23 protein-coding genes are annotated in these 24,042 nt (G+C 39.7%); 12 read left to right on the plus strand and 11 right to left on the minus strand.

Annotation, left to right across the window (positions count from 1 at the left end; all coding sequences use genetic code 11):
* Positions 1-38 precede the first annotated feature (38 nt).
* Positions 39-1,127, plus strand: a complete 1,089-nt coding sequence (gene zapE / locus AAGD16_RS02060; protein ID WP_013463994.1) for a cell division protein ZapE — start codon at positions 39-41, stop codon at positions 1,125-1,127.
* Between the two features lie 139 nt (positions 1,128-1,266).
* Here the strand turns inward: zapE and gorA are convergent, their stop codons facing one another.
* Positions 1,267-2,628 (minus strand): glutathione-disulfide reductase, encoded by a 1,362-nt coding sequence (gene gorA, locus AAGD16_RS02065; RefSeq protein WP_013463995.1) that lies wholly within the window; start codon positions 2,626-2,628, stop codon positions 1,267-1,269.
* A gap of 252 nt (positions 2,629-2,880) precedes the next feature.
* On the opposite strand from gorA, the gene prlC reads away from it, so the two are divergent.
* The 6 genes from prlC (at position 2,881) to AAGD16_RS02095 (ending at position 9,447) form a co-directional block, all read left to right on the plus strand.
* Complete coding sequence (gene prlC, locus AAGD16_RS02070; protein ID WP_013463996.1) at positions 2,881-4,932, plus strand: oligopeptidase A; 2,052 nt, start codon at positions 2,881-2,883, stop codon at positions 4,930-4,932.
* A gap of 162 nt (positions 4,933-5,094) precedes the next feature.
* The gene (locus AAGD16_RS02075; RefSeq protein WP_013463997.1) at positions 5,095-6,273 is read left to right on the plus strand and encodes a PleD family two-component system response regulator; all 1,179 of its coding nucleotides are present in this window, start codon (positions 5,095-5,097) and stop codon (positions 6,271-6,273) included.
* Between the two features lie 76 nt (positions 6,274-6,349).
* Positions 6,350-7,105 carry a class I SAM-dependent methyltransferase gene (locus tag AAGD16_RS02080; protein WP_273001716.1) on the plus strand — a complete coding sequence of 252 codons (756 nt, stop codon included), beginning with the start codon at positions 6,350-6,352 and terminating at the stop codon, positions 7,103-7,105.
* A 109-nt stretch (positions 7,106-7,214) separates the two neighbouring features.
* Complete coding sequence (locus AAGD16_RS02085; RefSeq protein WP_377114754.1) at positions 7,215-7,781, plus strand: TniB family NTP-binding protein; 567 nt, start codon at positions 7,215-7,217, stop codon at positions 7,779-7,781.
* A gap of 198 nt (positions 7,782-7,979) precedes the next feature.
* Positions 7,980-9,023, plus strand: a complete 1,044-nt coding sequence (locus tag AAGD16_RS02090) for an aldo/keto reductase (RefSeq protein WP_016900269.1) — start codon at positions 7,980-7,982, stop codon at positions 9,021-9,023.
* Positions 9,024-9,033: 10 nt separating this feature from the next.
* On the plus strand, positions 9,034-9,447 hold the full coding sequence (locus AAGD16_RS02095) for an SRPBCC family protein (RefSeq protein WP_273001652.1): 414 nt from the start codon (positions 9,034-9,036) through the stop codon (positions 9,445-9,447).
* An 82-nt stretch (positions 9,448-9,529) separates the two neighbouring features.
* On the opposite strand, the gene AAGD16_RS02100 is transcribed toward AAGD16_RS02095, so the two are convergent.
* From AAGD16_RS02100 to dkgB (AAGD16_RS02115), 4 genes are all read right to left on the minus strand, one after another.
* On the minus strand, positions 9,530-10,399 hold the full coding sequence (locus AAGD16_RS02100) for a LysR family transcriptional regulator (RefSeq protein ID WP_016899538.1): 870 nt from the start codon (positions 10,397-10,399) through the stop codon (positions 9,530-9,532).
* 319 nt (positions 10,400-10,718) lie between these two features.
* Positions 10,719-11,045, minus strand: coding sequence for a hypothetical protein (locus AAGD16_RS02105; RefSeq protein WP_016899539.1), 327 nt, complete (start codon positions 11,043-11,045; stop codon positions 10,719-10,721).
* 5 nt (positions 11,046-11,050) lie between these two features.
* Positions 11,051-11,977, minus strand: a complete 927-nt coding sequence (locus AAGD16_RS02110) for a cyclase family protein (RefSeq protein ID WP_016899540.1) — start codon at positions 11,975-11,977, stop codon at positions 11,051-11,053.
* Position 11,978: 1 nt separating this feature from the next.
* Positions 11,979-12,785 (minus strand): 2,5-didehydrogluconate reductase DkgB, encoded by an 807-nt coding sequence (dkgB, locus tag AAGD16_RS02115; protein ID WP_029609932.1) that lies wholly within the window; start codon positions 12,783-12,785, stop codon positions 11,979-11,981.
* Positions 12,786-12,895: 110 nt separating this feature from the next.
* On the opposite strand from dkgB (AAGD16_RS02115), the gene AAGD16_RS02120 reads away from it, so the two are divergent.
* Together AAGD16_RS02120 and AAGD16_RS02125 are read left to right on the plus strand one after the other, a co-directional pair.
* Complete coding sequence (locus AAGD16_RS02120) at positions 12,896-13,795, plus strand: LysR substrate-binding domain-containing protein (protein ID WP_377113319.1); 900 nt, start codon at positions 12,896-12,898, stop codon at positions 13,793-13,795.
* Between the two features lie 25 nt (positions 13,796-13,820).
* Positions 13,821-14,168, plus strand: coding sequence for a type I restriction enzyme endonuclease domain-containing protein (locus AAGD16_RS02125; protein WP_244186368.1), 348 nt, complete (start codon positions 13,821-13,823; stop codon positions 14,166-14,168).
* Between the two features lie 67 nt (positions 14,169-14,235).
* Here the strand turns inward: AAGD16_RS02125 and AAGD16_RS02130 are convergent, their stop codons facing one another.
* From AAGD16_RS02130 to AAGD16_RS02155, 6 genes are all read right to left on the minus strand, one after another.
* The gene (locus tag AAGD16_RS02130; RefSeq protein WP_215521919.1) at positions 14,236-15,189 is read right to left on the minus strand and encodes an alcohol dehydrogenase catalytic domain-containing protein; all 954 of its coding nucleotides are present in this window, start codon (positions 15,187-15,189) and stop codon (positions 14,236-14,238) included.
* A 1-nt stretch (position 15,190) separates the two neighbouring features.
* Complete coding sequence (gene dkgB, locus AAGD16_RS02135; RefSeq protein ID WP_215521920.1) at positions 15,191-16,009, minus strand: 2,5-didehydrogluconate reductase DkgB; 819 nt, start codon at positions 16,007-16,009, stop codon at positions 15,191-15,193.
* A gap of 10 nt (positions 16,010-16,019) precedes the next feature.
* The gene (locus AAGD16_RS02140; RefSeq protein WP_215521921.1) at positions 16,020-16,934 is read right to left on the minus strand and encodes an LLM class flavin-dependent oxidoreductase; all 915 of its coding nucleotides are present in this window, start codon (positions 16,932-16,934) and stop codon (positions 16,020-16,022) included.
* Positions 16,935-16,971: 37 nt separating this feature from the next.
* Positions 16,972-18,147 (minus strand): MFS transporter, encoded by a 1,176-nt coding sequence (locus tag AAGD16_RS02145; RefSeq protein ID WP_058154130.1) that lies wholly within the window; start codon positions 18,145-18,147, stop codon positions 16,972-16,974.
* 299 nt (positions 18,148-18,446) lie between these two features.
* Positions 18,447-19,388 (minus strand): cyclase family protein, encoded by a 942-nt coding sequence (locus AAGD16_RS02150; protein WP_377113326.1) that lies wholly within the window; start codon positions 19,386-19,388, stop codon positions 18,447-18,449.
* Between the two features lie 441 nt (positions 19,389-19,829).
* A protein-coding gene (locus AAGD16_RS02155) for an IS3 family transposase (RefSeq protein WP_273180556.1) occupies positions 19,830-20,980 on the minus strand; the annotation gives its coding sequence in 2 pieces (ribosomal slippage) (positions 19,830-20,710 and positions 20,710-20,980; 1,152 coding nt in all).
* 381 nt (positions 20,981-21,361) lie between these two features.
* Between AAGD16_RS02155 and trmJ the strand changes: the two genes are divergently transcribed.
* From trmJ to AAGD16_RS02170, 3 genes are all read left to right on the plus strand, one after another.
* A complete protein-coding gene (trmJ, locus tag AAGD16_RS02160; RefSeq protein ID WP_013463999.1) occupies positions 21,362-22,087 on the plus strand; it encodes a tRNA (cytosine(32)/uridine(32)-2'-O)-methyltransferase TrmJ in 726 nt (241 codons plus the stop codon).
* Between the two features lie 202 nt (positions 22,088-22,289).
* Entirely contained in the window at positions 22,290-22,781 is a 492-nt protein-coding gene (iscR, locus tag AAGD16_RS02165; protein ID WP_008113921.1) for a Fe-S cluster assembly transcriptional regulator IscR, read from the plus strand.
* Between the two features lie 24 nt (positions 22,782-22,805).
* The gene (locus AAGD16_RS02170) at positions 22,806-24,023 is read left to right on the plus strand and encodes an IscS subfamily cysteine desulfurase (protein ID WP_008113922.1); all 1,218 of its coding nucleotides are present in this window, start codon (positions 22,806-22,808) and stop codon (positions 24,021-24,023) included.
* The last annotated feature ends 19 nt before the right edge of the window (positions 24,024-24,042 follow it).

Here is a 24,042-nt window from a genome sequence, read left to right on the forward strand (position 1 = left end):
GCTTTACAAATTAAACTGTGTTTTAACTGTAAATAGATATGACTCCTTGGCAAACATACCAGCAAGACCTTCAACGCGATGACTTTGTACATGACGCAGCACAAGAAAATGCAGTTCGTCATTTACAGCGTTTATACGACGATTTAACACAAGCAAAACCACAATCTAAAGGCTTTTTTGCAAAGCTTTTTAATAAAGCTGAACCCGCACCTATAAAAGGATTGTACTTTTGGGGTGGCGTAGGCCGAGGTAAAACTTACCTAGTTGATACTTTTTACGAAGCTTTGCCGGGCGATAGAAAAATGCGAGTGCATTTTCACCGTTTTATGCACCGAGTACACGACGAGCTTAAAAAGTTAAACAACACAGCAAACCCATTAGAAACAGTTGCCGATATTTTTAAAGCAGAAACAGACATAATTTGTTTTGATGAGTTTTTTGTACAAGACATTACCGATGCCATGCTGCTCGGTGGTTTAATGGAAGCGCTATTTGCACGTGGTATTGTGTTAGTTGCAACCTCTAATATTATACCTGATGATTTATACCGTAATGGCTTACAACGCGCTCGTTTTTTACCGGCTATTGCCTTAGTGAATAAGCATACTGAAATAGTTAATGTAGATTCCGGTGTTGATTACCGGTTACGTACACTGGAACAAGCAGAAATTTTTCACAGCCCGCTTGATGATCAAGCTGATAAAAACCTATTTGAATACTTTGATAAGCTCTCCCCTGAGGCCGGTAAAGTAGACACCCCAATTGAAATAGAAGGGCGGATGATCAAAACCCGCAAGGTGTCTGATTGCATCGTTATGTTTGAATTTAGCGAACTGTGTGAAACCGCGCGTAGCCAAGTGGATTACATGGAAATAAGCCGATTATATAACACGGTGATTTTATCAAACGTAAAACAGCTTGGACAAAATAATGATGATGCAGCAAGGCGTTTTATTGCGTTGGTAGATGAGTTTTATGAGCGTAACGTTACCTTAATTATCTCTGCAGAAAAACCCATTACTGAGCTGTACACACAAGGCAATTTAAACTTTGAATTTAAACGCTGTATTAGTCGCCTGCAAGAAATGCAATCGTTAGAATATTTAGCCCGAGAGCATTTAGCTTAAAATACGAAGGTTAGCGGGCGACGGGCTACGAGTTGAAATTACCTAGCAGCGGGTTTACCCCGCGTAAAGTTGGTCATTTAAAATAAAAAAACCTTGCGATGTTAACCGCAAGGTTTTTTTATTTTCTCGAACCTCGAGCTTATCTCATGGTAACAAACTCTTCCGAACCCGTCGGGTGAAGTGCTACAACCGCATCAAAATCGGCTTTAGTCGCGCCCATTTTCATGGCGACAGCAAAGCCCTGAATCATTTCATCAACGGTGAAACCGATACCGTGTAAGCCCACAACTTTTTCATCATCGCCTGCACACACAAGCATCATGTTACATGCTTGGCGATGCTGAGTAACTGCGGTGTACATAGCCGCAAAGCTTGATTTATATACTTTTACATTTTCTTCGCCGTACTGAGAAATCGCCTCTTGTTCAGTTAAGCCAATGGTGCCGATAGGTGGATGGCTAAATACCACGGTTGGTACTAGGCTGTAGTCCATTTTTAAATCGTTCGGCAATTCTTTATTAAATAAACGCTCCGATAGAGTACGACCCGCTTTTACAGCAACTGGTGTAAGCTCAATACCATTTTCGATAATATCACCCACAGCGTATACATTTTTAGCCGTGGTGTTTTGGTATTCATCTACTTTTACATAGCCGCTTTCGTTTACTTCTACGCCTGCTGCAGCAAGGTTAATTTTATCGGTTGTAGGTGTACGACCAATCGCCCAAATAACCTGATCAACATTTTCGCTGTAACCGTTTTCAAAATGAATAGTTAAGCTGCCATCAGCCTCTTTTACCACCTCTTTTGGCGAACACTCAGTGTGCAGAGTAGGGCCTTCTTTTGCCATAATATCAACCAGTGTGTCGATAATGTATGGGTCAAAGGTGCGCAGCGGCTTGCTCTTACGAACAAATAAATGGGTTTGTGTCCCTAGGCTGTGTAGCACACCTGCAATTTCTACGGCAATGTAACCGGCACCAACAACGGCAACACGCTTAGGTTGTTCGTTCAGCTCAAAAAAGCCGTTTGAATCAATACCGTGTTCAGCACCTGGAATGTTAGGAATAGTAGGGCGTCCGCCTACAGCAACTAAAATGTGATCAGCAGTGTAATGCTCACCATTTACTTCAACGGTTTTACTATCCACAAATTTTGCAAAGCCTTTGATCACAGTTACGCCATTTTTAGCTAAACCATTATCATAGCCTTTGTGAATGCGGCCAATATAGGCTTCACGGCTTTCTACTAGCTTTGACCAGTCAAAGCCTTTAACTTCAACATCAAAACCGTAATCAGGAGCATAAAGATTAATTGCTTCAGCAACTTGAGCGCCATGCCACATTACTTTTTTAGGAACACACCCTACGTTTACGCAGGTGCCACCCATGTGTTTAGCTTCAATTAATGCTACTTTTGCGCCACGCATTGCTGCACGGTTAGCTGATGCAATACCACCACTACCGCCACCAATTGCAATGTAATCAAAATGCTGAGCCATGTTTAATCCTCTAAATATTAATTTAACTTTTCTGTGCCGATGATAGCATATGCGATGAGCAAGTCACTTGTTCGGGGCTGCTAAAATCTATCAAACATCCTTCATCAAACGAAAGATATGCTATTTCAGATCAAGCTGCTAGGTGATCATTTACAGATACGCACTCGTTAACTAGTAAAGCAGGTTTGCCCTTGTATTTACGTATTTTGCCCCAACTTAAATTTTTATATTTTGCATAAACCGAGAATCACTATGACCAATGCACATACTAATCCCCTAATCGGGCTTGAAGGTTTACCGCCTTTTTCAAAAATAAAGCCAGAGCATGTTGTCCCGGCACTAAAAAAAGGTATTGAGCACTGTCGCAGTGCAATTAATGATGTATTAGCAAAGCAATCATACACATGGGAAGATTTAGTATTACCCCTTGAAGAAGCTGACGATAAACTATCGCGATTGTTTTCACCGGTATCGCATTTGAACTCAGTAATGAACAATGATGAACTTCGCGAAGCCTACGAGCAATGTTTACCGCTTATTTCTGAATACTCTACTTTTGTTGGTCAGCACCAAGGTTTGTATGAGGCTTACAACGCACTTTATAACAGTGACGAATTTAAAACACTCACTACTGCCCAGCAAAAAACCATTACTAACGCATTACGTGACTTTAAGCTTTCAGGTATTGCGTTAAATCCTGAGCAACAAAAACGCTACGGTGAAATTAGTGCGCGTTTATCAGAGCTGGCCTCAAAATTTGGTAATAATGTGATGGATGCCACGCTTGCATGGCATAAGCATATTACCGATGAAAGCCAATTGGCTGGTTTACCAGAATCAGCGCTTGCATTAGCGGCCGATACGGCAAAAAGTAAAGACTTAGACGGCTGGGTATTTACCCTAGATTTCCCTTCATATTTGCCGATTATGACCTATGCAGATAATCGTGAACTTCGCAAAGAAACATACACCGCGTTTTCTACCCGTGCATCCGATCAAGGCCCTAATGCGGGAGAGTTTGATAACTCTGCGATCATGAGTGAAGAGTTGGCACTGCGTCATGAGTTAGCACAATTACTTGGCTTTAATAACTACGCTGAAAAATCGTTGGCTACAAAAATGGCAGAATCACCCGCGCAGGTATTCTCATTTTTAGAAGACTTAGCCGCTAAGTCTAAACCACAAGCAGAGCAAGAACTTAAAGAGCTGCAACAATATGCAGAGCAAAAGCATGGTATTAGTGAACTGCAGGCGTGGGATTTTGGTTATTATAGTGAAAAACTAAAGCAAGAAAAGTACGCGATTTCAGATGAAGTTCTTCGCCCGTACTTCCCAGCAAATAAAGTACTCAGTGGCTTATTTGAAACGGTTAATCGCCTATTTGGTATTACTGTAAAAGAAGTCGCTGATTTTGATAGCTACCATAAAGATGTACGCTTTTTTGAAATTTACGATAGCAATAACACTTTACGTGGTCGTTTTTACTTAGATTTGTATGCGCGTGATCACAAGCGTGGTGGTGCGTGGATGGATGACTGTATGGGTCGTAAAGTGCGCGCTAATGGTGAACTTCAAACACCAGTTGCTTACCTGGTGTGTAATTTTAATAAAGCGATTGGCGATAAGCCGGCGTTATTTACCCATAATGAAGTAACCACACTGTTTCATGAGTTTGGTCACGGTATTCATCATATGCTTACCCAAGTAGATGCAGCCCCCGTTGCCGGTATTAATGGGGTAGCGTGGGATGCTGTTGAGTTGCCAAGCCAGTTTTTAGAAAACTGGTGTTACGAGGAAGAAGCGCTTAGCTTTATCTCAGGTCACTTCGAAACCGGTGAGCCACTACCTAAAGAGTTGCTTGATAAACTACTTGCGGCTAAAAATTATAACTCAGGTATGCAAATGTTAAGACAACTTGAGTTCTCGTTATTTGATTTTAAAATCCACCACGATTACGTGGCAGACAAACCATGTAACATTCAAGCTGTGCTTGATGATGTACGCAGTCGTACTTCAGTCATTAAGCCGCCAGCGTTTAATCGTTTTCAGCATGGCTTTAGTCATATTTTTGCGGGCGGTTATAGTGCAGGTTATTACTCGTACAAATGGGCTGAAGTACTTTCGGCAGACGCCTATTCTAAATTTGAAGAGGAAGGAATTTTTAATCCACAAACTGGCCAAGCGTTTATGCAGCACATTCTTGAAAAAGGCGGCAGCGAAGAGCCAATGGCACTGTTTAAAAACTTCCGTGGTCGCGAGCCAAGTGTAGATGCACTACTGCGCCACAGTGGCATTGCCGCTTAGGGTCTATTGACCTTTGCGGATTAAAATATAATTACAAAAGCGCCCCAGTGGCGCTTTTTTATTGCCTAAAACACAGTGTTGTTAAAGAATATTTTGAATAAATTTTAGTAGTTTCAACATAGCGTACTATGCTTTGAACAAAGTACTAAAAGGGACTAACGCATGGCAAAGTTAATACTGGCAATTGATGACGATAAATTAATGCACCATATTATTGAAGAGTCTTTAGCTGGGTTTTGTAAAGTGCTCCATGCCAAAAATGGTGAAGATGGCATAAGACAAGCAAATAAATATAACCCTGATATTATTTTGCTTGATGTTGAAATGCCAGGAATGTCTGGTTATGAAGTCTGCCAAAGTATTAAACAAAATAAAGCCACAACAGATATCCCCGTGATGTTTTTATCATCCAAAGTAGGGCAGGCTGAACGTATTAAAGGCTTCAGTGTTGGCGGGGCAGACTACATTTTAAAGCCTTTTAACGCACAGGAGCTGATGGCACGTATTAAAATTCTTTACCAGTACCGCAAGCAATGCGCAGCACTGCAGTATGATATAGCAAAGGCCAATAAAACAGCTGAAATGGCGATGATTGAAACCGGTGACATGGGGCGCATTATGCGCTTTGTTTGTCAAAGCTACCATGCTGATAACTTAGAACTATTAAGTGAATACTTTTTAGGCTTTTTTACGCCATTACACCTCAATGTCGTGGTTGTTTTTTGGCAAAATAACCAGGGAGTGTTTTATAGCCAAGAGACGGGCGTATGCCCATTAGAGCAAGAGCTACTCATGCAGCATAAAAATGCAGAGCGCTTTGTTGATATTGGTCATAGTACTATTATTAATTACCCTAATATTTCACTGTTAATTAAAAATATGCCAATAGATACGCCATCACTGTATGGTCGCTATAAAGATTTATTTCCGCATATTTTAGAAGTAACTAACGAAAAAGTAGTTACTATACAGCAGCACCAATATCGACTAATGCGCGACAATGAGCTAACCCTTGCTTTTAAAGATATTGTTGCCCAGCTTAAAAATCAAAACGCCATGCAAACGAATGCGATTAGCCAGCTTACAGAGCAGCTCGAGCAACTCCAATCGTTAATGCAAACACAAAATGACTTACCAGCTTCGCAGCTTAATGAGCAAATAACTCAGCTTAGCCATACATCACAGCAGCTGGTTGCAACCACTAATGATTTAGCGTTTATTAAGCACCAACTAAAAACAACTACTCAACAGCGTGATGACTTAATTACTCAAACACAACTAAGTAAACAACAAGCGCAGCCAGAATCTGAGAGTGAAAATAACGATATTGAGTTGTTTTAAACTATACACCTTGCGAACTTCGTATATTGCTGCTGTTTGGGTATAATAGCGGTGAAATTTATCATCGGAGTGTGAAGTGGTTATACAGTGTGCGTTTAAAGAGTGTCGGCCATATTTGAATGAGTTAGAAACACGCTTTGGGCTTGCTCAATGGGCGGAGCAAAGCCGTGGCTTTAGTTTGCATTACGATGATAAAGGACTAAGCCTATATAAAACTGATGAGCCTAAACTAGGTGCAATTAACGTAGACTTTGTAACTGGTGCTGTTGCACATAGGCGTAAATTTGGTGGTGGTAAAGGGCAATCAATTGCTAAAGCCGTTGGTCTTAATAAGGGCGCAACGCCAGTGGTACTCGATGCAACCGCAGGGCTTGGACGTGATGGTTTTGTTTTAGCCTCGCTAGGCTGTAAAGTGATTTTGCATGAGCGCCACCCCGTGGTTGCCGCGCTGTTATATGACGGTTTACAACGTGCTTATAACGATAGTGAAATTGGCCCATGGATGCAGCAAAATATGAGCTTAATATTTGGCTCAAGCCATACCTTACTTGCTCAATGTGACAGCGTGCCCGATGTAGTGTATTTAGATCCTATGTTTCCGCACCGTGAAAAATCAGCATTGGTTAAAAAAGAAATGCGCGTATTCCAAGAATTAGTAGGTGGCGATACCGACGCCGATGATTTACTCGAGTTTGCCTACCCCCTTGCCAGCAAACGTGTGGTGGTTAAACGCCCCGATTACGCACCATTTTTAAATGATAAAACTCCAAGCATGCAAATCAAAACTAAAAAGAACCGCTTTGATGTATATGTAAAAGCCGCGATGGTTTAGGTTAAAGGTTAAAGTGTCGCTGCAACCATAGTTTGACATAATACAACCATAGTTTGACATAATTAAAGCTCAAGTAGAGCTACTCATCATTAATGAGTTTCAGGAGTTAATAGAGTTTAAAAGCGTACAAGAACGACAACAAATTGCAAATGGGTTAAAGTTTATTAGTGAAGAAGCCAAAGTGCCAATAGTACTGGTTGGTATGCCTTGGGCTGCAAAAATAGCTGAAGAACCTCAATGGGCTTCTCGCTTAGTTAGAAAAAGAAAACTTGAATACTTTAGCCTAAAAAATGACAGCAAGTACTTTCGCCAATATTTGATGGGGTTAGCTAAGAAAATGCCATTTGATGTACCTCCTAAGCTTGAAAGTAAAAATACCACAATAGCGTTGTTTGCTGCATGTCGAGGTGAGAATCGAGCTCTTAAACATCTACTGTTGGAGGCTTTAAAATTAGCACTAAGTTGTAATGAGTATCTTGAAAATAAACATTTTATTACTGCTTATGACAAGTTTGATTTTTTTAATGATAAGGAAAAACTAAAATCAAAAAATCCTTTTAAACAAGACATTAAAGATATTGAAATTTATGGGGTAATCAAAAGCTCATCATACAACCCAAATGCATTAGATCCTGAACATATGCTCACAGGTCGAAAGTTCGAAATAGTAAAATAAACTGTATAACCTAAGTTCTGGTTAGGTGGAATAAAAGAGCAAGTCTTAATTTACACTATCTACGGTAAATAGGGATCCTACAAAATATATTAGTCCGTCGTCTGATCATCTCTACTTTCCTATGGACCCTATTTAATTAATGCAAGTAAGGACTCAACTAGCGCCAATTAAGTCTTAGACACCAAATTGGGGAGCTGTATGATCGCCTTACTTCTTAGTAATAAATTAGGTTTAAGTATGAAAAGTAAATTGTTAGAAAATCAAAAGTTAGGTTTTGGAACTGCTCCTTTAGGCAATATGTTTAGAAATATACCGGAGGAAGAGGCATTAGCCACTATAACAGAAGCTTGGAATCAGGGTATCCGTTATTTCGATACAGCACCATTTTATGGCGCTGGTTTAGCAGAAATAAGATTGGGACAAGTGCTTAAAAACTATAATCGTGATGAATATACATTAAGTTCAAAGGTTGGTCGTATTATCCTCGATGAGGAGGTTGAGTCTCAAGAGTTCGGTGAAAAAGGCGCTTTATTTGAGCATGGAAGGAAGAATAGAGTTGTTAATGATTATACTGCTAGTGCAACTTTAAGATCTATTGAAGATAGCTTAAAACGATTAGACACAGATAGCTTAGATATTGTCTATGTACATGATATTGCACAAGACTTTTATGGCGACAATTGGTTAGCTAAATTTGAAGAGGCCAGAAATGGGGCATTTAAAGTATTAGCTGATTTAAAAAAAGAAGGTGTTATTAAATCTTGGGGTTTAGGTGTAAATAAAGTTGAACCAATTGAACTTGCTTTAAATCTTGAAGAAGATAAACCTGATGCATTTTTACTAGCAGGAAGGTATACACTGTTAGATCATGAATTGGCACTACAACGTCTGATGCCTAAAGCCGCAGCACAAAAAGTTGATATTATTGTCGGAGGTCCATATAGCTCCGGCATTTTAGCAGGGGGGTCTAATTTCGAATATCAAAAAGCTCCTACTCATATTGTTAACAAAGTAGCTAAAATAAAAGCAGTTTGCGAGAAATTTTCGGTCAGTATTAAAGCTGTAGCACTCCAGTTTGTATTAGCCAATGATGCGGTTAGCTCAGTTATTCCTGGTGCAAGTAAACCTTCTAGAATTGCTGAAGATATCTCAGCCTTAGAAGAAAAAGTGCCTCATGAACTATGGCTTGAATTAAAGCGTGAGGGTGTTATTTCTGAACTCGCTCCAACACCAACTAAGTAGGGAGAACGACATGCTAAAAGCTCAAGCTCAAACTGTAATAATAGCTCCCTCTAACGATGTATGGGAGCTAATTGGTGGATTTAATAGCCTGCCAGATTGGTTACCGTTCATTCGGGAAAGTAAGCTTTCTGAAGGTGGTAGAGTTCGAACATTGCAAAGCCATAAAGGTGATAAAATCATTGAAAGGTTAGAAGGCTTTAGCGAAGATAAAACGTTTTACAGCTATTCAATTATTAACGCGCCATTGCCAGTGAGTAGCTACCTTTCAACTATAAGTGTAAAAGCTATAGATGATAAAAGCTGCCAAGTAACGTGGTTTGGTTCATTCATGGCTGACGACAGCGTAAAAGATTCTGATGTGATTGAACTGTTTACTACTATATATTCAGACGGTCTAAAGGAGTTAAGCAATAATTTCGTCTAAGAAATCACTAACCCCAGTACATTCATCTTGTATTGGGGTTTTTAATGTTTCAATAGTTGAAGGCTAAGGTTGTACGGTATAGCTAACTCATTAGTTGCTCTCTAAATTCTCTTACTATCGGTCTCAGTATTTCAGCATGCCAAGCGACCCATAGAGTAATAGAGAAATTTAGTGCATTGAGTTTAATAGTTACTACATTCTTTGGTAGTTGTTGTTTCAAGCTCTCCTGAATCATTGTAATCCCATTGCCAGCAGCAACCAAGCCAAGGGCACTGACAGGATCATCTACTTCGATCAAGATATTAGGAGAAAACCCTTTCTTAGCGCACTCATTGATAAAGCCTTTTTTGTACGGACCTTTTACTGTCAGCCAAAGCTCCTCGCTTAGATCTACCTCGGTAATAGTTTCTTTTTTGGTAAAATGATGGTCGTCAGCAACAACAAGTACCATTGGATCTTCATAAATTTTTGAAAATTTAATAGTGGTATGTTTTTCTAACAGCTCATCTACAATTGCAATATCAAGACTTCTTTGAATCAACCCTTCGAATTGCTTGTCACTTTTCAAGTGGTATAAAGCTGTATGAATTTTCGGTTTCGTTTTTCTTAACTCTCGAAGCTTAGACGGCAATATATTTGAGAACATTGCGCTATTAACGTACCCGATACATAGTCCACCCTCTTCACCTTTTCCCAACCGTTTTCCTAGTGACTCTAAACGAGTAGCATGTGTTAAAAGAGCTTTTGCCTCTTTAAGGAAAGTATGTCCGTCTGTTGTCAGAATTATTCGCTTTGCTTTTCTTTCGAATAATATTAAGCCAAGTCTATCTTCTAATTGAGATATTTGTCTGCTTAATGGGGACTGAGATATGAACAGCACTTCTGCGGCTTTGCCGACATGTTCTAATTCTGCCACAGTTATAAAATAATGAAGTTGCTTTAGATCTAGCATTGTAATGGCACCGTTTAATATAGAATTTAGCTTTTATAGCTACTGGTACGCTAGCACGTATACTTTTAACTACATATCTCAAATTTAAGATAGAGATTCCTTAAAGAAAATAATTGTCATTGTTTTTAATCTAGCCATAGTTAGCAATTGATGACATACATTTTAGGGTTAAAAGTTTAATGAATGGAAGCTATAGCTAGCCATCTAGGTTAAAGTAAATATAAAAAATATTAATAAACAGCCACATCAATAGATGTGGCTGTTTATTTAGCTTCGGTAAAATCATAGTATCTAAATAGAATATGTGTCCTTATCGAGCTTAGCTCGATAAGCCATTATCTTTCACTACGAGTGTACCTTTAAGCCTATAAAACTCATTATTAGCCGTTGAGAAAAAAGTCATTGATGTACCCTTTTTAAAGTCATCTAAATGAACCACTGTGGCTCCCGAATCTTCTTGCCACGAGATTAAATATACGCCTTCAGATACCTCGTTCCACTCACATGAAGATTTTCCCTTTGAGCCCTTACCTGGTCCTTCAATAATCTCATATTCAACTTGAGAGGCATCAGTATTATATTTATTTGTAGCAACTAAACCGTCATATGAGACAGTAACGAACTTTTCTGCAAAGAATTTTGACATATATTTCACCTTATAGCGATTGGGTTTATATTAACTTGGGTCGATCCTTTATATAGAGGATGACCAAGTACGAATAAAAATTCGAAAATACCGTCTTTTAGTAGCTCTCTTGTATCTATCAATTCAAGGTTATAAATCCCTTTCTTAGCTAACATGAACTGATTGACAGGAAATTCTAGCCCCTTAGGGTTAGGGTAAACCTCAGAAGCCCAAGTATCACCACCAAACGCTACAATCTTCTTATTAGCTAGCCAAGCAGCTGCTTCCATATCGATACCAGGCTCAGTCTCTAAAAATTTTTTATTATCTTTGCCAATAAGGTTTAACCATCCGGTATTAAATAAAACAACATCGCCTTCATTGATAGTTATCTTCTGCTTGGCTAGTACCGCTTTAATATCTTTAACTGTAATGACAGTACCTCCATCAACCACCGGGGTATTAAAGTGAGATGTCATATCTAAAACGACTCCTCGCGTTACTATAGGTGGTACTTTTTCTATACCTAATTTAGTTACACCTTCAACAGTGACAAAATCTTCAGCTTTATTACCATTATAGTAAACATTATCAATACCTATATGGCCAATACCGTTTAGCTGAGTCCCAATTCCAGTCCATCCATTTACAAGCTCATCATTAAATGTAAATTTATTTACACCCAATGTTTTACCTGCTTGACCTTCAGGTTGTACATTGTAAAGATTGAAAGATCTATGTCTAAAAGCGGGTAAATCTTTACTAACGGGAACAGCTAAAGAGTAAACTTTACCAGTGCTAACGAGATCTACCGCTTGCTTTACTAAACTTGAAGTTAATAAATTAGCAGCTCCAATTTCATCGTTCTGGCCAAATTCTGAGGAAGTCCAATCATTAGCCAAAGCATTAAAACTGACTAAAATTGATAATGAAAGAGTTTTAATTTTTTGCATCTTATATATCCCACTCTGGTGCTAGCCCTTCTGGGTTAACTAGTCGGCCATCTCTTTCCAAGTTATCAATGAGCTGAACCGTTTTCTCATCCAAAACAATTTTCAGCGCCTGCAAGTTACTCGCTAAATTCTCTCGTTTTGTGGAAGATGGAATAACGGCATAACCCTTATGTAATGCCCAAGCTAATGTAAGCTGAGCGGGGGTGATTTGTAACTCTGATGCTAAGTCATTAATAGTAGAGTCATTTAATACACTGCCATATGCCAGTGTCATGTATGAAGTAACCTTTATACCTAAAGTTTTCATATGATCTACGAGCTTATTATTCTGTAAGTAAGGGCTTAGTTCTATTTGGTTTGTAGCAATATTTTCTGCGCCCAAAATATCAACAGCTTTATCGATAAGTTCAATAGTAAAATTTGATACGCCAATTTCTTTTGTTAATCCTAAACGTTTAGCTTCAGCTAAGGCTAAGAGGTACTCTTCAATTGCAACGTTGCTTGTAGGTGCTGGCCAATGAATAAGAACAAGATCCAGATATTCAACCCCGAGTTTTGTAATGCTCTCTTTGACACTTTGAATCAGCTTATCTCTTTCGTAATTGTCTACCCACACTTTAGTAGTTATATATAAGTCACTCCTATTTATATCTGCACGTTTTAGTGCTTTACCAATATCACTTTCATTCTGATATATTTGGGCTGTGTCAATAGCCCTGTAGCCAAGCTCTATCGCATTGCTTACTGATTCAATAACAACATCACCTGTTAACCTAAATGTACCCACTCCGAAAGATGGTACTGCCATAATCATTACCTCGTATAGTTATTTAGTATAAATAAGACATACATATTAGCTGGTAATTTTATTTACATTAAGGCACAGTAAGTAAAATTATATTTGAATTATTATCAACAATGAAAGCTACTTTAGACGAATTAAATACCTTTGTTGCGGTAATTGATTGTGGAACCATTAGTCACGCCGCTGATAAGTTAGACTTAACAGTTTCTGCAGTAAGCCGGAGTTTATCTAGGCTTGAAGAAAAGTTAGGTACAACATTGATAAGTAGAACAACACGCAAAATGGAGCTAACGATTGAAGGACAAGCCTATCTAGAAAAAGTTAGAAAAATCCTCGATGATATCAATGAGGCTGAAGAAATGTTGGCTTTAAAAAAAGGGATGCCTTCAGGTAGGTTACGTGTAGATGCAGCAACACCATTTATGCTAAATGTTATCGCACCTCTAATTAAAGAGTTCGTTCACAAATATCCCCACATACAATTAGAGCTCAACAATAATGATCAAGTAATAGATCTTTTAGAAAAGCGCACTGATGTCGCAATTCGTATTGGTGAGTTACAAGATTCGACACTGCACGCTGCGCTTATAGCCAAAAGTCAAATACGCATTTTAGCAAGCCCAAATTACCTTAGCCGGCATGGTGTACCAACCTCAATCCAGGATTTAAAAAACCATTCTCTAATTGGTTTCAGCAATCTAGAAAAATTAAACTACTGGCTTATATTAGATTCCGAAAAAAAGCTATTTCATGTGAACACTAGTATAAAAGCCTCAAGCGGAGAAACAGTAAAAAAACTTGCACTAGAAGGAGTTGGTATTGCTTGTTTGTCAGATTTTATGACAGCAACAGAAAGACAAAACTCAGAATTAGTTCAACTTTTTGCTGATGTGACAATTGAGTCTATGCAATCAATTAACGCTGTGTATTACAAGAATTCCGTAGTGTCTAGTCGTGTTAGCTCTTTCATTAACTTTCTTAAAGAGAGGCTTAATACTCAGTTGTTTTTGTAAAGCAGCTTTAAACTTAATAGAAAGCATGGTTGATATGATTTACAGCGTACGCGACGAAATGAACGCCGGCGATGAGCTAGGTATTGATATTGAAGAAAAAGGCTTTTACGACGCCCTAAAAATGTTAGCGGTTAAGTACGACTTTGACTACCCCGAAGATAAGCTCATTGAGCTTGCCCAAGCGGTAAAAGTAATTGTAGACGACAAGGTAAAATTTGTAGATTGGAACCACCGCGACGATATTAAATCAGCTTTAAAAGTAGAGCTGATTTTAATACTCGCTAAATTTAAATTCCCACCAATTAGCCGCGATGAAGTATATAAAGAAATATTTGAACAAGCGCAAAATGTGAAAGCGAATAAAAAAGTTTAAATTACTAGGCTTAGTTTGGATGTGATTTATGGAGTTCGCGATTAAAAGCGATCTCCATAAACAAGCGTTATAACGCACTTTGGCTAACTACGGTTTTAGCGTTTGATTGTTCACTAAAAGTAAGTGCCTCATTAAGTTTTTCAAATGGAAATACTTTAGGTGTATCAGTGATTAGAGTTTGGTTATCTAACTGGCTTATTAATGCCTCACCCTCTTTTATGAGTTCAGCCCAGTCTTGCTCATCGCCATAACTGTGCAAAGAGCCAAGAGCAACTTCATGATAAGAGATTGAGTTGGTAAATGCAGGAAACAGCGGTTCCTCAATTCTATCCTGAATACAGACTAAGTGGCCATTAGCTTTAAGGTAGCTTGCAAGTTTAGTAGCACTTTGTTGGCCTTTAGCATCGAATACGGCGTGGTATTGTTGCTGACATCGGCTTTGCTCCCTCAGCACTTTATTTACACCAAGTGATAAGGCCTCTGTTTTATTCGCACTTGGGCTGAGTAAATCGATTTTAACACCATTTTTATGAAGCAGCTGTATAAGGATTTTGGTGACTGCACCAAAACCAGAGACCAACACCTTTTTATTTTGCATGCTTGGCAATTTATTAAATGCCTGTATTGCAGTGAGCATGGGGCACGGTAAGCTTGCAGCTTTAGATAAAGAAAAGCTTTGCGGGAGTCTCATTACTCGTTGAAATTTTAACACTGTGTATGTTGCAAAACTGCCAGGTAAAAGCAGCGATTGATGATAACAAACCGAGCTGCCTATAAACTCTTTAGGTACGCTTGCGCCTGTTTCAATAACAATTCCAGCGCCATCCACACCGGGTGTAAAACCGGGCGGCCAAGCTAGTGGATTGGCTTTTATAAATTTCCAATCAACAGGGTTTATACCCATTGCTTTATTTAAAACAACAATTTCATTTTCGTTTATGTTTAAAGGTGGCGCAATTGAAGATAGAAGCAGGGGTGAGCCTGCCTCTTCAAACTGCCACGCTAAATCGCAGCTGTTCATTTTAGTTATCCCACTGTGGAGAAAAGTCAGGTGATGCTTGGCGATCGTTTTTATTTAATTGATCAATTGCGGTTATTTCTTTAGCACTAAGTGTTAAATCAGGGCCAGCTAAATTTGTAATCAGATTACTTCTTTTAGTTGATGAAGGAATCGTTGTTAATCCATTCGCAAGTGCCCACGCAATAACAACCTCAGAAGGCGCCTTATTATGACTATTGGCAATCTCAATGATGGTTTTATCTTTGAGAACTTTACCAACAGCAAATGGCATATAACCTGTCACATGAATGTTATTTTCACTGCAAAATTCGCGTAATGACTCGTTTGTTAAGTAAGGGTGTACTTCTACTTGGTTAGTAAAAATTTCACCGTTAGGCAAAATAGCCATAGCCTGTTTAAGCAAATCAATAGTGAAATTTGATACGCCAATATTTTTAGCAAGGCCTAGCTCTTTAGCTTTAACTAGCTCACCTAAATATTCTTCCATCGGTTCATCGTTCTCTGGAGATGGCCAGTGTATCAATAACAAATCTACATAATCAGTTTGCAGTTTACTTAGGCTTTCTTTAACACTATCAATGAATGATGCTTTGTTTAAGTTAGCATTCCATACTTTTGTAGTAATAAAAATATCGGCTCTAGGTATGCCGCTGTCGCTAATAGCTTGGCCTACTTGCGCTTCGTTGCCATAAATTTGTGCAGTATCTATATGCTTATACCCAACTTCTAACGCCATTTTTACAGAGTTGTAAGCCACTTCGTCTTCTAAGCGAAAAGTACCCATACCTAATTTGGGCATAGTGTTTAAATTTATGTTCATTAGTTATCCTTTATTTATGAAAAACGGGTAAGACATTTTTTGCTATGTCTTCCATGCTTTGTTCGATATTTATTTCATTGCGTCTAAAATGAAGGCCAATATGATCTACGCCAGCAGCCTTCATGCTGTTTAGCTCTTTTATTAAGCCATTGACTCCGGTCCTAACCCCAAAGTGGTGTCTCTCAATGGGGGCGTCTGGGTTGTCTACAAAATCTAAATGAATAAAGCTTACATAAGGTTTGTCACCTGCAACGCTTCGCCATAGAGCTACACGTTTTACATGATCGTCAGGTGTACCTGGATACGCTAACCATCCATCGAGGTTTTCACCTATAAATTGCGGCGATTGTTGTGCAAGGCCTGCGGCGTAAATAGGGTATTGCGCTACTTGAGGGTATATTTTTTGCCCTGATTGTAATTTAGAGTCAGACTCATCCTTTAACACCTCAATAGCTTCTCTAAAAAGCTGGCCACGAGCGGCGTAATCAACATTAAATAAAGGATATTCTGAGGGTCTATCACCACTTGCTACACCTAAAATTAAGCGGTTGCTGCTTAGCTCAGCCATTGTGTTCGCTGATTTTCTCACAAGCCAAGGCTGTCTTAATGGCAGAACAATAGCCGCAGTACCTAGTAAAATATTGTTTGTAATACCCGCTAGGTAGCCTAAGTATGTAAACGCTTCAAATACTTGTGCAGCATCGCCAAAGTTAGGGTCGTACAGTGGCACGTCTCTTACCCATGCAGTACTAAAGCCAAGCTCATCGGCTAATATAATGCGCTCTTTATGCTGTGACATATCAGGTACACCAAAAGGCTTGCCTTCTTTAATACGTTTTTGTTGGCCATCTCTTGACCAGTCATTGTCTAGTGGCAGTTCAACACCAATTGAAAAGCCCAAGTTTTTTAATTTATCAATAGTCATAATCAGCCTCTTTCGAAGAAAAAATTCGGGATTAAATTTAAATAGCTTTCACTTGTTCGCGTGAATCTAGAAAACCCGATAGTCGTGTTAATACAATGGCAAATATAACAATTGATGCGCCCACCCAAGGGGTGTCCATTAACTCCATGTCTTCTACAACAACACCGCCAATGATTGAGCCAATTGCAATACCGACATTAAAGGCCGCTATATTTAAACCTGATGCAACATCTACAGCATTAGGCGTATGTTTTTGTGCTAGCTGCACAACATAGACTTGCAGACCTGGTACGTTACCAAAAGCGAAGGCGCCCCAGATAAGTAGTGTTAAAACAGCGCCAATTTGATTGCCTGCCGTAAATGTAAATACAAAAAGAATGATAGCGAGTGCGCTAAAAATACCTGTTAACGCTTTTACTGGTCCCATGCGGTCAGCTAGTTTTCCACCCCAAATATTGCCTATTGCTACTGAAACTCCATAAACAAGCATAATTAAGCCAATTGAACTGGATTCGAAACCAGAAACCTGCTCTAAAATTGGGGCTAAATAGGTAAAGGCTACGAAAGTGCCGCCGTAGCCAACAGCTGTAATAGCGTAAACTAAAAGTAATCTAGGCTGTGTTAGCACTTTTAGTTGCTCTGAGATTTTTGCCGGTACCGCTTTTTTTAAGTTTGATGGTACAAGAATCGCGCTACCAATAAGTGCGATTAAGCCCAATATAGAAACGATTAAAAATGTTGCTCTCCAGCCCAGCTCTTGCCCAATCCACGTACCTAAAGGCACACCGGTCACTAAGGCTACGGTTAAGCCCGTAAACATGATTGCGATTGCGCTGGCTTCTTTTTCTTTAGCAACTAAGCTCGTTGCAATGGTTGAACCAATAGAGAAAAACACACCATGAGCCAATCCTGTTAGGATTCGGGCTACTATTAGGGTTTCATAACTTGGGGCTTGCCAAGCAAGTAGGTTACCTGCGACAAATAAAGCCATTAAAACTAATAAAACAGATTTACGATTCCAACGACCGGTTAATGCTGTTAGCACTGGCGCTCCAATAGCGACACCGAGTGCGTATAAGCTGACTAATAAGCCTGCTGATGGTAGTGAAACACCTAAGTCTGCTGCAATAGTTGGTACTAAGCCAACAATTACAAACTCAGTTGTTCCTATAGCGAATGCGCTGAGTGTAAGCGCCAATAATGCTAAAGGCATTTGTAGTTCCTCAATAATTAATGTGGGGTAATTTTCATCTAATTTAAGGAGAAGAAACACAGCGTATTTCTCAAAACAATTTTGTTAAAAATGCAAAAGTAAAAATGTTGGCTTGTTATTTTCAATAAAATAAGGGGCCCAGTAGTAGGTTTAATAAAGCTGTTAAAACGGCAGGTTTTATGCGGGTTCAGAGTATGGGGTATTGGCTAGTATAAATGGGGGAGGGAAGCCACAAAAAAACGGCAAACAGGGTGCGGTTGCATCTCGTTTGCCGTTAAATAACTATGTCTAAATGGGTGTTACAAAATAGCGACAGGGTTAATTTGCACCTGAGTAGAGCCTTCGTATAGAGGGTGGCCAAGTACGAACATAAATTCCCAGGCTTGATCTTTTGCTAGGTCGTCACACAAAATGTTTTCAAGCACGTGTACGCCGTAATGAGTGGCCATCATTTGGTTTACAGGAAATGAAAGACTAGGATCTTCATGCGGAACGGCTTCAGATGACCAGTTATCGGCACCTACTGCAATAACGCCTTTTTCGGCAAGGTACTTACCACCTTCAACATCAATACCTGGGCCGCCCGCAAGGTAACGTTCGTTATCTTTACCCATTAAGTCAGACCAACCGGTACAAAATAAAACAACATCGCCTTTCTGAATATCTACGCCTTGTTGTTTGGCTACTGCGTCAATTTCTTTTTTATTAAAGGTGGTGCCCTCGCTCACTATATCTTGGTTAAAATAAGGACGCATGTCTAATAATACACCACGAGAAACCATTGGTGGGACTTTCTCTAGACCGAGTTTTTTAACGCCTGTTACAGTCATAAAATCAGATACTTTATGGCCGTTGTAATGAACGTTGTCGCGGCCATAGTGCGCTAGGCCATTAATTTGAGAGCCTACACCAGTCCAGCCAATAATTTGGTCATCGACATAAGTAAATTTATTTGTACCAAATGTTTTAGGTTCAGGCTGCGACGTATGAACTTCAAAGTAACGGTGACGAAACGCTGGGGTATCTTTATTTACCGCCATGCCTAAACCGTACACTTTACCTTGTTTTATTAATTTTGATGCTGTTAATACAGAGCTTGGAGTAATGTAATTCATTGCGCCAATTTCATCATCGGCCCCCCACTTTGAAGTATGTACTTGATCGGCCGCGTTAACACCAGCAGAAAGTGTAAGTACTGCACTTAGAGCAGTGGCTATTTTCAATTTTTTATGTGCTTTCATATTGCTATTTCCTTGTATTTAATTTTAGAGGTGCAAAGCATATTTGCTATGACGTGGCCTACTATATTTAAAACAACGTGAATAATTGATAGTTGAAAACACAAAACTCTTTTTCACTTTTTGCAATTAACGAGCATATTAAATAATAGTGAATACACCTAATTAAAGCTTATGTAATCACTGTAAATAAGAATTAGTTTAATTTTATTATTTCATTTTTAACAAAATAGATTTAACAACAATAGCGTTTTTAACATTTGGAAACCCTTACATAATCTCCTTGCTTTAAAAAAGAGGGCTCACTATAGAGCTTTCTAAATAATTAATTTAGGAGATACACAATGAAAATGAAAAAACACGTACTTGCTATTGCTGCAATCGTTTCAGCCTCACTCAGCTCTGCATCTGTAATGGCAGCAGATTTTGTTCTGCACAACTAAATCAGGACACTTTTTTTAAGGAACTTTGCTCATACTCTACTGGCGATAGATCACCATGAGCAGTATGAAGTCGCTCTAAGTTGTAATAGCGCATATACGCTGCCACATCATTTCTCATATGCTCACGAATTGGTTGCGGAACTTTCAACAGCCAATCATGTTTTAAGCTGCCGAAGAATCGTTCAACAACCGCATTATCCCAACACGCACCGACATCGCCCATACTGGCTCTGACGCCATAACTCCATAGTAATTGTCGATATTGTTTACTGGTGTACTGTGAACCTCTATCACTGTGAAACACCAAGCTTTTTGGTGGCTGCCGTAAGTTATAAGCTTTCATCATCGCCTTGCTAACTAAGTCAGTCGTCATGCGTTTATCAATATGCCAACCAACAATACGACGTGAATATAAGTCCATGACGATAGCCAGATACATCCAACCTTCGCCAGTTCTTAGATAAGTCACATCACCAGCCCACACCTGATTTGGCGCAACAGGATTAAAGTTCTGATTCAAAAGATTATCAGCAACGGCATCACTGTGTTTACGCTTGGTTGTTACCTTGTATGCCACTCGTTGAGTAACGACTAAACCAAGTGTTGCCATTAATTTCTGAACGCCATAATCACTGACGCTAAAGCCCTCACTGCGTAACTTCTTTCTAAGCTCTCGGTAGCCTAAGCTATTTCTGCTTTTCTTGAAGAAATACTTGGCCTTTCGATATAAATTAAGCTGCTCTACAGTAATTACTTTTGCTGGCCGCTTAAGCCAAGCATAATAAGCACTGCGGCTTACTTTCATCACTTTGCAGAGCTTAACCACGGGAAACACCGAGGATAACTGCTTAATCGTTTTAAACGTTACTTGGTTTCTTTTAGCAGGAGGGCGCTGGCCTTTTTTAAAATTTCTTTTTCCATCCTTAGCTCTTTATTTTCCTTGCGAAGCCTTAACAGCTCAGCCCGCTCATCAGCATTCAAACTGGCACCAGATTGTTCTGCTTCAACTTTAGCTTTCCAGTTATAAAGTAATTTATCTGTGATACCTAAAGACGCTGCTGCCTTAGGTACGCTGTAACCTTGCTCGGTTACCAATGCCACAGCTTCTTGTTTAAATTCTGCTGTGTAACTTCTGTTTGTTCGTTTTGTCATTTAACACCTCAATAATTGGATTATATTCCATTATTAAAGTGTCCTGTTTGATTAAAGCAGATCAGGGTTAGGTGATGAATAAATAAATGACGAATTGCTTTTTAATTAATACCAAACACAATCCTGCCGAACCCCGAACCCCGAACCCCGAACCCCGAACCCCGAACCCCGAACCCCGAACCCCGAACCCCGAACCCCGAACCCCGAACCCCGAACCCCGAACCCCGAACCCCGAACCCCGAACCCCGAACCCCGAACCCCGAACCCCGAACCCCGAACCCCGAACTGATCTTTTAGATCTCGACTATTGAATATAGGATCTCAGCGCGTTTTCATGCTAGAATTTGCGCAATTTTTTTGTACTCGATAAGTAGCACTGTAATGATCTTAGATGATATTCGCATCGTTTTAGTAAACACATCACACTCTGGTAACATTGGTTCAGCGGCGCGCGCCATGAAAACCATGGGATTATCAAAGTTATACCTTGTTGATCCAGCCTGTGAAATAGATAGCCATGCTAGTGCGCTTGCTGCAGGTGCGACTGATGTACTAGGTAATGCTGTTATTGTTGATAGCGTTGCAGATGCGATTGCTGACTGTGCATTAACGATTGGTACTAGCGCCCGCTCGCGTACATTGTCGTGGCCTATGGTAGAGCCGAGAGAATGTGGTGAAAAGCTTGTTGGCGAAGCCGTAAACGGCCCTGTAGCGCTTGTGTTTGGCCGTGAAAACAGTGGCTTAACTAATGAAGAATTACAACTGTGTAATTACCATGTGTGTATTCCTGCTAACCCAGAATACAGCTCACTTAATTTAGCCATGGCTGTGCAAACCTTATGTTATGAAACGCGTATGGCGTTTTTAAATCAGCAACCTAAGGCTGTTCAAGAAGAAGACGACACCCTATATCCATCGTCTAAACAAACAGAACTGTTTTACGAACATCTTGAAGACACTTTGTTTAAAACAGGCTTCATCATTAAGCAGCACCCAGGCATGGTAATGACAAAGCTACGTCGCTTGTTTAATCGTGCTCGCCCTGAAGATGCTGAAATGAACATATTACGAGGTATTCTTACCTCAATTAATAAGTCTATAAAATAGCAATTAGTTATAAATAGCGCCCTTTATTGCTCTACTAATACTTGACTAAATTACTCAGGTAATTACAATAGACCCAATACTTGACCAAAACAGTCGGGTATTACAAGTTTATCGGCTGGCATTCGAGGCTAGCCAATCAGGATAATACTTGACTAATCTACTCTGGTAATTAAAATTTGCACTCTTTTGTGCGGGGGGCGTTATGAAGTTAACATCAAAAGGCAGATACGCCGTTACAGCCATGCTGGATGTTGCACTACATGCAAATATAGGCCCTGTAGCGCTTGCAGATATTTCGCAGCGCCAAGAAATTTCTTTGTCTTATCTTGAGCAGTTATTTGCCCGTTTACGTAAAAATGGGCTAGTGAGTTCTGTTCGAGGTCCTGGTGGGGGCTATTTACTAGGACGTGAGGCCGATGTAATTTCAGTTGGCGATGTTATCAATGCGGTAGATGAATCTGTTGACGCTACACGGTGTCAGCGAAGCAATACTGGTTGTCAAAGTGGCATGCGTTGTTTAACCCATACATTGTGGTCAGACTTAAGCGCACGAATTGAAGAATTTTTAAATAATATTACCTTAGCTGAACTGGTTGAAAAGTCGGACGTTAAAGCGGTCGCTCTTCGCCAAGAAAACAGCGTTAATGATGCAATTAAGCAGTTGGAAAATATTCAAGTAAGCTGTCAACTTTAAGGTTGACCTGCAGCGGAGAGAGAAATGAAGTTACCGATTTATTTAGATTACGCAGCAACTACGCCTGTTGACGAACGAGTTGCCAAAGAAATGATGCAGTGCCTGACTATGGACGGTAATTTTGGTAATCCAGCATCGCGTTCACACCGTTTTGGTTGGCAAGCTGAAGAAGTCGTTGACCAAGCACGTACTGACATTGCTGATTTAATTAATGCAGACCCACGTGAAATTGTATTCACATCGGGTGCAACAGAATCAAATAACCTTGCTATTAAAGGTGCAGCTCAGTTTTACAAGAAAAAAGGTAAGCATGTTATTACCGCTAAAACTGAACACAAAGCGGTTATCGACACTTGTCGTGAACTTGAGCGTCAAGGGTTTGAAGTAACCTACATGGACGTTGAAGAAAACGGCCTACTTGATCTGCAAAAATTAGCAGATACGATGCGTGACGACACCGTGCTTGTAAGTATTATGCATGTAAATAACGAGCTAGGTGTGATCCAGGATATAAACACCATTGGTGAAATGTGTCGCGAACGTAAAATTATGTTCCACGTAGATGCAGCACAAAGCGCGGGTAAAGTTTTAATCGATGTGCAACAAACCAAAGTAGATTTTATGTCATTCTCGGCGCACAAAGTATACGGCCCTAAAGGCGTAGGTGCTTTGTATGTTCGTCGTAAACCACGTGCACGTTTAGAAGCACAAATGCACGGTGGCGGCCATGAACGTGGTATGCGTTCTGGTACATTAGCAACTCATCAATTAGTGGGTATGGGCGCAGCATTTAGAATTGCAAAACAAGATTTTGAAAAAGATCACGCACACATCAGTGCGTTGCGTAAACGCCTAATCGACGGCATTTTAACAGATATGGACGAAGTGTACTTTAATGGCACGCAAGACCAATCAGTACCTGGTATTGTCAACATTAGCTTTAACTTTGTTGAAGGTGAGTCGTTATTAATGGCTGTTAAAGATATTGCGGTATCGTCAGGTTCAGCCTGTACATCTGCAAGTTTAGAGCCTTCTTACGTATTACGTGCATTAGGTCGCAACGACGAGCTAGCGCACAGCTCGATTCGTTTTAGTATTGGCCGTTTTACCACCGAAGAAGAGATTGATTACACCGTTGAGCTAATGAAAAACTCGATTGGCCGTTTACGTGAAATGTCTCCTCTTTGGGAAATGCACCAAGAAGGTGTTGATTTAGATTCAGTTGAATGGGCGCACCACTAATTAGTGGTGCCCATACCTA

Origin of the sequence: Pseudoalteromonas sp. M58 (assembly GCF_042604605.1) — a bacterium.
GTDB classification, from domain to species: Bacteria; Pseudomonadota; Gammaproteobacteria; order Enterobacterales; family Alteromonadaceae; genus Pseudoalteromonas; species Pseudoalteromonas tetraodonis.

What these genes read in the sequence shown, in the direction of transcription:
- gorA (WP_013463995.1), bottom strand. Translation starts at nt 2,628, where the DNA reads ATGGCTCAGCATTTTGATTACATTGCAATTGGTGGCGGTAGTGGTGGT.
- AAGD16_RS02120 (WP_377113319.1), top strand. Translation starts at nt 12,896, where the DNA reads ATGAAAGCTACTTTAGACGAATTAAATACCTTTGTTGCGGTAATTGAT.
- dkgB (WP_215521920.1), bottom strand. Translation starts at nt 16,009, where the DNA reads ATGAACATAAATTTAAACACTATGCCCAAATTAGGTATGGGTACTTTT.
- AAGD16_RS02130 (WP_215521919.1), bottom strand. Translation starts at nt 15,189, where the DNA reads ATGAACAGCTGCGATTTAGCGTGGCAGTTTGAAGAGGCAGGCTCACCC.
- AAGD16_RS02150 (WP_377113326.1), bottom strand. Translation starts at nt 19,388, where the DNA reads ATGAAAGCACATAAAAAATTGAAAATAGCCACTGCTCTAAGTGCAGTA.
- iscR (WP_008113921.1), top strand. Translation starts at nt 22,290, where the DNA reads ATGAAGTTAACATCAAAAGGCAGATACGCCGTTACAGCCATGCTGGAT.
- AAGD16_RS02095 (WP_273001652.1), top strand. Translation starts at nt 9,034, where the DNA reads ATGCTAAAAGCTCAAGCTCAAACTGTAATAATAGCTCCCTCTAACGAT.
- AAGD16_RS02170 (WP_008113922.1), top strand. Translation starts at nt 22,806, where the DNA reads ATGAAGTTACCGATTTATTTAGATTACGCAGCAACTACGCCTGTTGAC.
- prlC (WP_013463996.1), top strand. Translation starts at nt 2,881, where the DNA reads ATGACCAATGCACATACTAATCCCCTAATCGGGCTTGAAGGTTTACCG.
- zapE (WP_013463994.1), top strand. Translation starts at nt 39, where the DNA reads ATGACTCCTTGGCAAACATACCAGCAAGACCTTCAACGCGATGACTTT.
- AAGD16_RS02145 (WP_058154130.1), bottom strand. Translation starts at nt 18,147, where the DNA reads ATGCCTTTAGCATTATTGGCGCTTACACTCAGCGCATTCGCTATAGGA.
- AAGD16_RS02110 (WP_016899540.1), bottom strand. Translation starts at nt 11,977, where the DNA reads ATGCAAAAAATTAAAACTCTTTCATTATCAATTTTAGTCAGTTTTAAT.
- AAGD16_RS02090 (WP_016900269.1), top strand. Translation starts at nt 7,980, where the DNA reads ATGATCGCCTTACTTCTTAGTAATAAATTAGGTTTAAGTATGAAAAGT.
- AAGD16_RS02075 (WP_013463997.1), top strand. Translation starts at nt 5,095, where the DNA reads ATGGCAAAGTTAATACTGGCAATTGATGACGATAAATTAATGCACCAT.
- AAGD16_RS02125 (WP_244186368.1), top strand. Translation starts at nt 13,821, where the DNA reads ATGGTTGATATGATTTACAGCGTACGCGACGAAATGAACGCCGGCGAT.
- AAGD16_RS02100 (WP_016899538.1), bottom strand. Translation starts at nt 10,399, where the DNA reads ATGCTAGATCTAAAGCAACTTCATTATTTTATAACTGTGGCAGAATTA.
- AAGD16_RS02140 (WP_215521921.1), bottom strand. Translation starts at nt 16,934, where the DNA reads ATGACTATTGATAAATTAAAAAACTTGGGCTTTTCAATTGGTGTTGAA.
- trmJ (WP_013463999.1), top strand. Translation starts at nt 21,362, where the DNA reads ATGATCTTAGATGATATTCGCATCGTTTTAGTAAACACATCACACTCT.
- dkgB (WP_029609932.1), bottom strand. Translation starts at nt 12,785, where the DNA reads ATGGCAGTACCATCTTTCGGAGTGGGTACATTTAGGTTAACAGGTGAT.
- AAGD16_RS02105 (WP_016899539.1), bottom strand. Translation starts at nt 11,045, where the DNA reads ATGTCAAAATTCTTTGCAGAAAAGTTCGTTACTGTCTCATATGACGGT.